We start from the raw sequence: 12,373 nt of genomic DNA on the forward strand, positions 1-12,373 counted from the left end.
CCAGGATCTAGCCTGACCGCCAAGGTGGTAAAACAGAGCCACCCTCCCTAGGGGCACGCCTGAGGAGATCGCGGGTCACTTCTGTCAGAAAGGTCTTCACAGCAACCTGACCAAGTCAGGCATGTATGTTTAGATACCTTGACTTGCAGAGATTTCGTGGTTGACTTAAATGCAACGAGGTCTCTGTATTTCTGATCTGGAGGGTGAGGTGGCCGTTCTGAAGGTAGGATCAAAAACCTAAGATGGAGTGACTTAAGTCACAAACATTTTGATTTTCTTGAGCTATATTCGGTGAATTCACGGAAAAGCTCCGTTGAGATTCTCCCTAAATACATCAAGATATGGCTAACTCTAGCGTCCAGGGTTGCCACGCTCTACGAAGGACGCGTACCTTCGTAGATGTCGGAACCACGCTTTACACTCGTTAAAATCACGTAGGACACACCAGGAGTATATCGGGTATGCAGACTATGACTAATGCTATGGCTGTTGTGCAAGCCCACGGTTCTCTCAATGCCGCCAATGCTCAAGATTTTCATCTCAGCTTGGTGGAGCGCATCCAGTGTGACAAATCCGCTGGTCTGGTGGTAGATATGAGCCGTGTTGAGTCTCTAGACAGTGCTGGATTAATTTCCCTCGTCTCGGCCCTCAAGCAGGCTCGCCAGAGCAGCAAGCGCTTCTGCCTCTGTGCGGTGCCCCCCACCATTCGTATCATCTTTGAACTCACCCAGCTAGACCGCGTCTTTGAGATGATTGAAGATATCTCCCATGCCACCCTGGCCACGGCTTAGGCCAAAGCCGTTGGGGTCGCGCTGGGCCAGCGCAATCCAGTCCACTCCATTCCCCAAGGGCTCATCCCTGAAGGGATGGATGGGCATATAAATCGCTGAATCAATAGGTTGTTTATCTCCCTGAGCCTTCACCGTGGCAGAGCCCACCGTGGAGGTTTTTGCTGGGGGATCGGTTCCTTCAGGGGGCACCAAAGAACGGGAATCCCCCGTTATAGTAGGAAAGTCTTTCCGTGCTGCGATCTGGAGTGCCTGCCGTGCCCGTTGCCGTCGATACCCTGCTAACCCCAGACATTAATAAGCCCGCCCGCTACCTGGGCAACGAACTGGGGGCGGTGCATAAACCCTGGGAACAGGCGGCGGTGCGTTGGGTGCTCACCTATCCCGAAATTTATGAAGTCGGTGCGTCCAACCTGGGGCACATCATTCTCTACAGCATTCTCAATACCCAGCCCCGGCAGCTTTGTGATCGCGCCTATCTGCCCGCCGCCGACCTAGCCACCAAATTAAAGGAGACCCAAACGCCCCTGTTTGCGGTGGAATCTCAGCGGAATCTAACGGATTTCGACATCCTCGGCTTCAGCCTTAGCTACGAACTGGGGGCCACGAACATTCTAGAAATGCTGACCCTGGCGGGGGTTCCCCTTACCTGGCAAGAGCGAGACAGTGCCGGAGCGTTCAACCCTGAGGACGGATCTTGGCCGCTGATTTTTGCCGGGGGGCAAACGGCGACCTCCAACCCCGAACCCTACGCCGATTTCTTTGATTTTGTGGCCCTGGGCGATGGCGAAGAATTGCTGCCGGAAATTGGCCTTGTGATTGAAGAGGGCAAGGCAGCGGGCCTCAGCCGGGAAGAATTATTGCTGGATTTGGCCCAGGTGCCCGGTGTCTACGTGCCCCGCTTCTACGACATGGCCGAGGATGGCTCGGTGCATCCCAATCGGCCTGACGTACCGAAGCGGATTCTGCGGCGGGTGGCGACGCCGATCCCGGCCTACGCGATGGGGTTGGTGCCCTACGTGGAGACCGTCCACGACCGCCTTACCGTGGAAATTCGGCGGGGCTGTACGCGGGGTTGCCGCTTCTGCCAACCGGGGATGCTCACCCGTCCGGCGCGGGATGTGGAACCGGAGGCGGTGATCGACGCCATCGAAACCGGGATGCGCAAGACGGGCTACAACGAGTTTTCCCTGCTGTCCTTGAGCTGCTCGGACTACCTGGCCCTACCAGCGGTGGGGGTGGAGGTAAAGAACCGCCTCAAGGACGAGAACATTTCCCTGTCTTTGCCCAGCCAGCGGGTAGATCGCTTTGACGAAAACATCGCCAACATCATCGGCGGCACGCGGTTGACCGGGCTGACCTTTGCCCCAGAGGCAGGCACCCAGCGGATGCGGGACATCATTAATAAGGGGCTGACCAACGAAGAACTGCTCCAGGGGGTGAAAACCGCCCACGAACAGGGCTGGGACAAGGTGAAGCTCTACTTTATGATCGGCCTGCCGGGGGAAACCGACGCCGACGTAATTGGCATTGCCGAAACCGTGCGCTGGCTGCGACAAACCTGCTACATCAAGGGTCGCAAGCCGCTGTCCTTTAATATCACCATTTCCAACTTCACTCCCAAGCCCCATACGCCCTTTCAGTGGCATACGGTCTCTACCGAGGAGTTTAAGCGCAAGCAGAGCCTCCTGCGGGCCGAGTTCAACACCATGCGCTGGGCCAAGGTGAACTTCACCGACGTGCGAATTTCCGCCATGGAAGACTTTGTGGGCCGGGGGGATCGATCCCTCTCCGCCGTGGTGCGCCGTGCCTGGGAACTGGGGGCCGGAATGGATTCCTGGTGGGAAAGCCTCGATAACGCCTTCAACGCCTGGGCGCAGGCTATCGATGAAGCGGGCCTAACCTGGAAATATCGCCAAATTGCCCAGGGCGAGTGGAACGTAATGACCACGGACGGGGACAATCCCCACGCCAATTTGGACGCCGCCCTGCCCTGGGATCACCTGGATACCGGGATTGATAAGGAATGGCTGAAGCAAGATTTGATTCGCGCCCTGGAAGCCGCCACCGTGCCCGATTGCTCCTTTGAGGGCTGCTCCCACTGTGGGGTCTGTGGGCCAGACTTTGGTCATAACGTCGTCGTGCCGCCGCCGCCAATCCCCGCCTTTGTGGGCCACGGCAAACCCGATTCTGACCGGGTGCAGCGGTTACGAGTCACCCTCGGCAAACTGGGCACCATGGCGCTGATTGGCCATTTAGACCTGGTGCGTCTGTTTGACCGAGCGCTGCGACGGGCCAGTTTGCCGATTTCCTTTACCGGAGGCTTTCACCCAGGGCCAAGGCTCTCCCCCGCCAACGCCCTGCCCCTAGGGGCCACCAGCAGCGGCGAAGTGGTGGACTTTGAGCTAAAAGCCCCCATGGATCCCCAGGAATTTTTGCAGCGCCTCGCGGAGGAACTGCCGCCCGAAGTTCCCCTCTACAGCGTCGAAGAAGTGCCCATCGACAGCCCTGCGGCTACGAAATTGCTGGAACGGGCGGAATACTATCTGCGGGTTAGTCTAGAAAATCCCACGCCGACGACACCCGACTGGGAAGCCTGGATTGCCGATATCCTCAGCCGCCCTGAAATCCTTTGGGAGAAAACCACCAAATCCGGCAAGGTGCAGATGGTCAACCTCCGGGAACAGCTCTACGAACTCGACTACATTGCCCCGAATACCATTGACCCGAACTGCGCTACCGATGACGGATCCCTAGCCCCAATGCCAGAATTGAAGGTGACAGACCTGAAAGTGGAACCCGGTGAGGCACTGATCCGCGTGGTGGGCAGTTGCCGCAACGATGGGAACTTACTGCGTCCTGAGCAAGTCGTCTGGATAGTGGAACAGGCCGCTGGGCAATCCTTGCAGCTTCGCCACAAGCACCGTTCTCGCCTGTACCTTGCTGATCTGTAGCCCCCTAGGGCAAGAGGCCATGATGATTACCGCTAGTCCAGTTGGTTCAGTGTCATCCTCGACAGCCGCTAACTCGGTGAGGAGGAAAGCCTTGGGTTGGCAACTGAGCCTTGGTACGGCTTTGATGGGGCTGGGTTTGGCCCTTGGCCCCTGGGCGACGTCAACGGCTCTAGCCAATGAACACTGTGGGGCGGACGCTGTGCTGTGTTGCCAGGGACAGGCGGTACGGGGGATGATGCCGAACCTGTCGGACAGCTTTGCCCAAGAGGTCTGTAAAGTCCTGACCATGCCTACCAATAGCCGCTCCGAAGGTGAAGACTTTGTTCGGCACATCGAGTTTGGCTCCCTAATTACCCAGGACTCGGCTTCCGCTGAGTCTATGACCCTGCCGAGTATGTGGTGGACGCGGGACGCCATCCCATCCCGACTAGGGCGGCACCGTTTGGTCAATTCCTGGTTGTCCTACCGGATGCGTGACTCCGAGGTGCAGGTGGTAGATGTCATGATCAACAGCCAGTTTTGGCGAGCGCTGACCATGCCCCAGCGCTATGGCGTGCTCACCCAGTTTGGCACCTCCGCCCAGGAGTTTGGCTATCACCTGCGGTTTTTCCAGAGCAATGGCTACTCGGCACGGATGATCGGCATTTTTTCCTGTGAAGCCACTACGGACACCGCCACCACCTTCTCGGCGGCTCCCACGGCCCACTGCCTAGTCACGGTAGATTCCCCACGCATTAACCAACTTCAGCAAGCCCTACAGCCCCAACCTGCGATTCAAACCGCCACTGCCGCCGATCCGACATCCTCTACAGATATCGCTGTGACCTTAAGCGCTGCCGAAAATGCGGCCACGCCTCAGCCCTAGGCCGCACCCATCAGTGGATTGATAGAGCTTAAAACAGCGTCAACACATAGATCAGAGTGAACAGCACAATCCACACCACATCCACAAAGTGCCAGTAGATTTCCGCCATTTCTGGCCCGGTGTGGGTGAGGTCGCTGTAATGGCCTGCCCGACGAGAACGCCACAGGACGCCCAAGATCAGCAACAGGCCAATGAAAACGTGCAATCCGTGGAAGCCCGTCATCAGGTAAAAGCAGTTGCTAAACAGGTTGGTTTTAAGGCCGTAGCCTAGGGTCAAATATTCGTAGATTTGCCCCACCAAAAAGACGGCCCCCATGGCGGCGGTGATGCCAAACCAAAGCCGCATTTTGGCCAGGTCATTGTTCTTAATGGCCTTGGTACCCAGGTTAATCACCAAACTGCTGGAGACCAGAATAAAAGTGTTCACCGCAGGCAGCAAAAGCTCCACCTCGGTTTCTTTGGGGGGCCATTCGGCAATGGAACTACGGAACACCAGAAACACGGCAAAGAATCCGGCGAACATCAAAAATTCCGAGGCCAAAAATGTAAGCAACCCCAGAACCCGAAGATCCTGATGTTCCTCATGGGCGACAGTGGGCGTGGCCGAGTCGATAGTGCCTTGCATAGGGTTAAGAAGTAGGGGATAGGGCGTAGGGTGCATTCGCGAAGCAATGCACCATTATCTTCAGCGTGGCGCATTGCTTCTAGGGCAAAGAGGGACATTGCCCATTCTACAGTTAGGACACCGTTTCTAATTCCTCCTCTGGGTCATGGCCGTACTCATAGGGGCCGTGGGTGACAACGGGCAGCACTTCCCAATTTTCGATGATTGGGGGAGAGGCGGTTGTCCATTCCAAAGTGAGCGCATTCCAGGGATTATCGCCTGCCTTGGGGCCTTTGCTCCAACTCCACAGCACGTTGATGTAGAAGGGAATCACCGAAACCGCCAGGATGTAGGCACCTACCGTTACCAACTGATTGAGGTCAGTGAATTGGGGGTCGTACATGGCGACGCGGCGGGGCATTCCCTGCATCCCTAGGGCGTGCATGGGGGTGAAGGTGAGGATGGTGCCAATAAAGGTGAGGACAAAGTGAACTTGGCCCAGTTTTTCATTCAACATTCGTCCGGTAATTTTGGGGAACCAGTGGTAGACCGCTGCATAAATTCCAAACACCGAACCGCCAAAGAGGACGTAGTGGAAATGGCCGACCACGTAGTAGGTATCGTGGACATGGATATCAAACGGTGCAGTGCCCAGGGTAACGCCACTGAGGCCACCGAACACGAACATGGACAGCAGCCCCACCGCAAATAGCATGGCCGTGGTGTAACGAATTTTGCCGCCCCAGAGGGTAGCCACCCAGCTAAAGATTTTGATCCCCGTGGGTACTGCCACAATGAGGGTAGAAATGGTGAAGAAAATCCGCATCCAGGGAGGCGTACCGCTGGTAAACATATGGTGAACCCACACAAACAGGCCCACAAAACAGATAGTCAGTGAGGAATAGGCGATGGCCTTATAACCAAAAATCGGCTTACGGGCATGGACGGGAATCACCTCCGACATGATGCCGAAGATGGGCAGAATCATCAAATACACCGCCGGGTGGGAATAGAACCAAAACAGGTGCTGATACACCACTACATTGCCGCCCGCATCGGGCTTGAAAAACGAGGTGCCAAAATTGATATCAAACAGCAGCAGAATCAGTCCAGCGGCGAGGACGGGGGTGGAAAACAGCGCCAGGATGGAGGTCGCCACCATGGCCCAACAGAATAGGGGAATTTGATCCCACTTCATGCTGGGAACCCGCATCTTCCAGATCGTGATCAGGAAGTTGACGGAACCCAAAATAGAGGAGGTTCCCACCAGCACAATGGCCAAAATCCACATTGTCTGAGCAGCATTGGCGGTAATTTCGCTCAGGGGCGGATAGGATGTCCAGCCCGCTTGGGCACCGCCAAAGTAAAAGCTGCCTAATAACAAAGCCCCAGCGGGAGGATTAAGCCAAAAGGCAATGGCATTGAGCTTTGGGAAAGCCATATCCCTAGCCCCAATCATGAGGGGAATTAGGTAATTGCCAAATCCCCCAATAGCGGCGGGCACAATCCACAGAAAGATCATGATCGTGCCGTGGTTGGTCAAAAAGGCGTTGTAGAGTTCAGGACTGAGGAAATCAGAATCCGGCGTAGCCAGTTCCGTCCGCAGCATCACCGCCATGAAGCCGCCGACCAAGTAAAACAAAAACGAAGTGACGAGATACTGAATTCCAATCACCTTGTGATCCACATTAAAGGTGAAGTAGTCGTACCACTTCCACTTATCGGGGTGTCCGTGGGGGGCCACGGGACTGTTGAGGGAAATATCTGCTTGAGCCATAAAGGGGTTTGATTAAAAACGGCTGGATACGGAACTGGTTATTGGACGTAGGTTGGGTAAAGCGCTAACGACACCCAACACAAGGGATTCTTGCCATCAAGTTTTTTGCCGTTGGGGTAGGTCGTTGATAACGGCTAGGCGGTGCATTGCTTCGCGTTGGCGGTAGCCTCGCCTTGGCGTTATGCAGCCTACGGGTTGGGGGTTCGGGCTAGTTGGGCGATTTGGGCGGCTTCAATGGGGATATCTTGGGCGATTTGAGCGAGATACTCGGCATCGGTCAGGGTGGTGGGATTCAGCGCAACGGTTTCAGAGGCACCGGGTAGTTCGGCGACGCGACTGGCTTCCCAGGCCGCGTAGTCTTCCAGAGAATGGACGATCACCTGGGTTCTCATGCCGCCGTGGTAGGCTCCGCAGAGTTCGGCACAGACGACGGGATAGGTGCCTTCTTTAGTGGCCACAAAGCGCAGTTCGGCGGGTTGTCCCGGCAGGGCGTCTTGCTTGAGCCGGAATTGGGGCACCCAGAAGGAATGGATCACATCCTGGGCTTCAATCAAGAGCTGCACATCCTGACCGATGGGCACATGGAGTTCACCGTCCACAATGCCCGTGTCGGGGTAGCGGAAAATCCAGGCGTACTGCATCCCGGTAACGTTCACCGTTAGGTCAGGCTGATTGCCCTCCACCATGGGCGATGCCCCAAAGCCGTAGACCTGGCGTTCTTTATTACCATCTCCGGCCTGGGCCATCATGGGAGAACCCACATCGACCATGGTTTTCTGGGGGGCTTGGGCCATCATCATGCCGCCACCATGGTGGTGACCACCGGGGGCAAAGCCGCCCATGTCTTGGAACACCACGACGCTATAGAGGCCCAACCCGACCACAATAATGGCGGGGATGGCTGTCCAAAACGCCTCTAGGGGCAGATTGCCCTCGATGGGGAGGCCATCGGTGTCGTCCCCTTTGCGGCGGCGAAACCGAATGAGCGAATAGATAATGGCACCCTGCACCACAATGAACAGGGCCGTGCCAATGGTGACCATGACATTAAAAAAGTCATCCACCAGGGGCGCTTGTTCCGAGGCTTGAACAGGCAGAAGGTTGTTATTTTGCCCATACCAAAGGCTGATCAGAGTCACAATAACCCCGATGATCAGAGTCCAGAAAGGGGCCGGAATTTTTTGCATAGCCGATCTCCACAAGGGAGGCGCGAGGGTAAGAGTGGCAAAGGCGGAATTTAACGCGACTACTAAAAAATAGGGGCGTTGCTCTATGGCATCCTAAGACCCCAGCCTTGCGGTGTCGGCAAAACTTTGGATTTGTTTTAGACTGTCTGCGCTAAAGTCGTAGCAAAAATCTACAAACCAGCCCCGGTCTGCCTGGGGTCTTCCTGGGATAGCGGGTGCCTCAGGGGCGCTGGGGCGTTAGGATGGGAAACCGAGCCTCTCCTGTCTGTCTAAATTACCTGTATTCCCCCGTTCATCCCTACCCATGACCGACACCGCCCTGCCCGCCCTAATTCAGCAGATGTGCCAGCCCAGTTTCTACCCCCATCCGGTGGTGGAGCCGATTCGGCTGATGCAAACCCATGTCTCCTACGTGCTGCTAACGGGGGACTATGCCTATAAGGTGAAAAAGCCTGTGAATTTCGGTTTTTTGGACTATTCCACCCTAGAGCAGCGGCAGCATTTTTGCGGGGAAGAACTGCGGCTGAACCAGCGCACGGCATCGGAACTGTATCTAGACGTGGTGCCCATTGGTCAGGAGGGCGAGACTTACCGCTTAGGGGTCGATCCGGCGGTGGAATATGCCGTCAAGATGGTGCAGTTCCCCCAAGACACCCTGCTCAGTGCTCTGTATGAACGGGGCGACCTGACGGAGGAGTTGATCCGCACCCTGGCCGAACAGGTGGCGGCCTTTCACCTCGCGGCGGAAACCAACGACCACATCCGCACCTTTGGCAGCGTGGCCCAAATTCGCCAAGCCTTCGACGAAAACTACGAACAAACCCAGGGCTATGTGGGCGGGCCGCAAACCCAGGCCCAGCTAGAGGAAACCCAAGCGGCAACGGATGGTATTTTTGCGACTCAGGCGGATCTGTTTCAGCGGCGGGTCGATCAAAACTGGATTCGGGTCTGCCATGGCGATCTGCACCTGAATAACCTCTGCTACTGGCAAAACCAGCTTTACCTGTTCGACTGCATTGAGTTCAACGAGCCCTTCCGCTACGTCGATGTGATGTACGACGTGGGCTTTGTGGTGATGGATTTGCTGGCCAAGGATTGCCGCCCCCTGGCCACCGCCTTTTTGAATCACTACGTGGAGCAAACCGGAGACTGGGAAGGGCTGCCACTGTTGCCCCTCTACATCAGCCGCCAAGCCTACGTGCGGGCCAAGGTAACCTCCTTCTTGCTGGACGACCCCGCCATTGACGAAGCCGCCAAGGCCAAAGCCAGCGACACCGCCGCCCACTATTACCGCCTCGCCTGGGAGGTGGTACAACCCCAAACGAGCCGACTGTACCTGATGGCGGGCTTATCCGGTGCGGGCAAATCCACCACCGCCCGCGAACTCGCCCGCCAAACCGGGGCCATCCACCTGCGCTCCGATGCTGTGCGTAAACACCTGGCTGGAGTGCCGCTGATGGAACGGGGTGATCAGAGTATTTACAGCCCGGAGATGACCCAAAAAACCTACAGCCGCCTGTTGGAACTGGGGCTCACCCTAGCCAAGGCTGGGTTTACGGTGGTGCTCGATGCCAAGTACGACCGCCAAGCCCTGCGCCAGCCCGCCCTAGACCAGGCTCAGACGGCGGGGATTTCAGCCCAAATTCTGCACTGCACCGCACCGCCGGAAATCCTGGAAGACCGAGTACAGAAACGCTCTGGGGATATTGCCGACGCCAATGTCGCCGTCCTCCAACAACAGGTGATGGAACCCTTCACCGAGGCCGAACAGCCCTGGGTGAAAACCCTGGATACAACGGGTGATGTGTCGGCCCAGATCGCCGCTATAGTTGGGTCATAATCCGCCGCGAGGATCTGCGCCATGGGCAACGAAATGGGGCCACCTACCCTCAAAATCTGGCTGCTGTTCTTGCTGTTGTTTTTAATCCTAGGCTATGGCCCTATCCCCAGCGTGGTGTTTGGGGCCGTTGCGGGGATGGCCGGGGGCATTGTGGCCACCTGGTGGGTTTCCCCCGGTGGCGAACCGAAGGAGGTGGAACTACCCGCCCCGATTCGGCAATTTAGCCGCCAACTGCGCGAAACCCCCAGCCGTCTGCCCTTTCGCGGTTTCTTTCGCCGTACTGAAAGCCGCTACCCCGGCCCTCGCCGTCGCTAGGGCAAGCCATCCCTAGTTGACCGCCCTTTGCGATGCCGAGGACGGGGCACTTGCAGGGAGCAGCGATCCAATCGCTTGAGCTAATCTCAACCCCGCTGCGGCCAAACCTTCGGCACTCCCAGGATCTCCGCCATCACCCGATCCACTTATCCTTGCGTGGTACCTGCTATGTCCTCCTCTTTGCTGACTCTGCCCAAGGCCGAACTCCACATTCACATTGAAGGATCCCTGGAGCCGGAGATGATGTTTGCCCTGGCCCAGCGCAATGGCCTATCGCTGCCCTACGATTCGGTGGAAGCGGTGCGGGCGGCCTACCAGTTTGAGAATCTGCAATCCTTTTTGGATTTGTACTATGCCGGGGCGCAGGTTTTGCAAACGGAGCAGGATTTCTACGATCTGACCTGGGCCTATCTGCAAAAATGTGCCGCCCAATCGGTGCGCCACACGGAGATCTTTTTCGATCCCCAAACCCACACCGACCGAGGCATTCCCTTTCCTGTGGTGCTCAACGGCATCACCCAGGCGCTGCGAGATGGGCGAGAACGGCTGGGGGTATCTTCGGGGTTGATTCTCTGCTTTTTGCGCCACCTCAGTGCCGAAGCAGCCATGGCCACCCTGGAGGCAGCTCTCCCCTACGGCGATCATTTCCTGGCGGTGGGGCTAGATTCCTCGGAAATGGGGCATCCTCCCGCTAAGTTTCAGGCCGTGTTTGACCGAGCCAGAGCCGAGGGCTTGCTTACCGTGGCTCATGCTGGGGAGGAAGGGCCACCGGAATACATTTGGGAGGCGCTGCGGTTGCTGAAGGTCTCCCGCATTGACCACGGGGTTCGCTGTGTGGAAGACCCGGCCCTAGTGGACTTTTTGGTTGAACACCAAATTCCCCTGACGGTTTGCCCCCTGTCCAACGTCAAGCTGTGTGTGTTTGATCAGATTGCCCACCACAACCTCAAGCACCTGCTCGATCTGGGCCTGTGTGTGACGGTCAACTCCGACGACCCCGCCTACTTTGGGGGCTACATGGCCGAAAACATGGCCGCCATCACCAATGCCCTGCCCCTGACCTCCCAGGATCTGGTGACCCTGGCCCAAAATTCCTTCAAAGCCGCCTTCCTCAGCGATGACCAAAGGCAAGGCTTCCTCGAAGAGATTGCCCAAGCGGCGGCAGTGACCTAGGTTTGCCCGTGGGATCGTCCCCTGAAGCTATGCCCCCACGGGTGATCCCGTCGCTGTGCTGTTTTTAGGTGTGCATCGGGGCGCATATCGGGGCGCACGTCGTTGCTTATTGGTGATGGTCTGGGGTTCCCTTTGCGGCTCTCTGTGGTCTACCTGTTGCCCATCTGTGGCCTAATAGAAAGGAACAGAACGCACAGTAAGGAGAACGTGGGCGTGAGTAAGCAGTGGCTCGGTGGCCAAGAGATCGGTGGAATGGCGATAGTTTGGCCAAGAATCGAGGCGGGATGCAGGGCTTGGAGACAGCAACTTTGGCGGGGAATCCTGACGATGGGCCTCGTGGCGCTGCTGTGGCTAGGGCTGGGTGGGCAACCTAGCGCCCAGGCGGGCCTCATGGATGATAACTATGATGGCAACATCTTCGCCCTCTATGCGGGCAACGGTTCCCTGGTGCCGCCCAAGGTTACCCTAGAGCAGTCCTTGAAATACAACAAGCCCGCCATTGCCGTGATCTATGTGGACGACAGCAGCGACTGCAAATTGTTTTCCTCCACCATTTCCCAACTGCAAGCGCCCTATGGTCGGGTGGCTAACTTCATCCCGGTCATGGCCGATGCCATCCCGGTTAAGGCCGAATACAGCCCCAACGAACCGGGCTATTACTTCAAGAACGCTGTCCCCCAAACTTTAGTGTTCGATGCTGAGGGCAACCTCCGCTTCAACGAAATCGGCAACGTTAGCTACGAAGCCATCGACGACGTGCTGCGTGAGGTGTTTGATCTGCTGCCCCGCACCGAATCCGTAGAACTGCGCCGCCGCCCTGTGAATGAAGTCAACGTGGAACTGGTGCCTGTGAATTAAACGTCCCATGCC

10 protein-coding genes are annotated in these 12,373 nt (G+C 57.0%); 7 read left to right on the plus strand and 3 right to left on the minus strand.

Annotation, left to right across the window (positions count from 1 at the left end; translation table 11 throughout):
* Positions 1-482 precede the first annotated feature (482 nt).
* From H6G62_RS05780 to H6G62_RS05790, 3 genes are all read left to right on the plus strand, one after another.
* A complete protein-coding gene (locus H6G62_RS05780) occupies positions 483-791 on the plus strand; it encodes an STAS domain-containing protein (RefSeq protein ID WP_190493166.1) in 309 nt (102 codons plus the stop codon).
* A gap of 254 nt (positions 792-1,045) precedes the next feature.
* Positions 1,046-3,742, plus strand: coding sequence for a TIGR03960 family B12-binding radical SAM protein (locus tag H6G62_RS05785; protein ID WP_190493204.1), 2,697 nt, complete (start codon positions 1,046-1,048; stop codon positions 3,740-3,742).
* A gap of 91 nt (positions 3,743-3,833) precedes the next feature.
* Complete coding sequence (locus H6G62_RS05790) at positions 3,834-4,607, plus strand: hypothetical protein (protein ID WP_190493167.1); 774 nt, start codon at positions 3,834-3,836, stop codon at positions 4,605-4,607.
* 28 nt (positions 4,608-4,635) lie between these two features.
* Here the strand turns inward: H6G62_RS05790 and H6G62_RS05795 are convergent, their stop codons facing one another.
* The 3 genes from H6G62_RS05795 to H6G62_RS05805 form a co-directional block, all read right to left on the minus strand.
* Positions 4,636-5,232 carry a heme-copper oxidase subunit III gene (locus H6G62_RS05795; RefSeq protein WP_190493168.1) on the minus strand — a complete coding sequence of 199 codons (597 nt, stop codon included), beginning with the start codon at positions 5,230-5,232 and terminating at the stop codon, positions 4,636-4,638.
* Positions 5,233-5,344: 112 nt separating this feature from the next.
* Complete coding sequence (gene ctaD / locus H6G62_RS05800) at positions 5,345-6,988, minus strand: cytochrome c oxidase subunit I (protein WP_190493169.1); 1,644 nt, start codon at positions 6,986-6,988, stop codon at positions 5,345-5,347.
* A gap of 188 nt (positions 6,989-7,176) precedes the next feature.
* Positions 7,177-8,175: a cytochrome c oxidase subunit II gene (locus H6G62_RS05805; protein WP_190493170.1), complete on the minus strand. Its 999-nt coding sequence runs from the start codon at positions 8,173-8,175 to the stop codon at positions 7,177-7,179.
* Between the two features lie 304 nt (positions 8,176-8,479).
* Between H6G62_RS05805 and H6G62_RS05810 the strand changes: the two genes are divergently transcribed.
* From H6G62_RS05810 to H6G62_RS05825, 4 genes are all read left to right on the plus strand, one after another.
* On the plus strand, positions 8,480-10,015 hold the full coding sequence (locus H6G62_RS05810; protein ID WP_190493171.1) for a bifunctional aminoglycoside phosphotransferase/ATP-binding protein: 1,536 nt from the start codon (positions 8,480-8,482) through the stop codon (positions 10,013-10,015).
* Between the two features lie 21 nt (positions 10,016-10,036).
* Positions 10,037-10,330 (plus strand): hypothetical protein, encoded by a 294-nt coding sequence (locus tag H6G62_RS05815; protein ID WP_190493172.1) that lies wholly within the window; start codon positions 10,037-10,039, stop codon positions 10,328-10,330.
* 168 nt (positions 10,331-10,498) lie between these two features.
* Positions 10,499-11,503, plus strand: coding sequence for an adenosine deaminase (locus H6G62_RS05820; RefSeq protein WP_190493173.1), 1,005 nt, complete (start codon positions 10,499-10,501; stop codon positions 11,501-11,503).
* A gap of 327 nt (positions 11,504-11,830) precedes the next feature.
* Positions 11,831-12,361: a thylakoid membrane photosystem I accumulation factor gene (locus H6G62_RS05825; RefSeq protein WP_199324776.1), complete on the plus strand. Its 531-nt coding sequence runs from the start codon at positions 11,831-11,833 to the stop codon at positions 12,359-12,361.
* Positions 12,362-12,373: the final 12 nt, after the last annotated feature.

This window comes from Phormidium sp. FACHB-1136 (assembly GCF_014697375.1).
Classification (GTDB): domain Bacteria; phylum Cyanobacteriota; class Cyanobacteriia; order Phormidesmidales; family Phormidesmidaceae; genus Nodosilinea.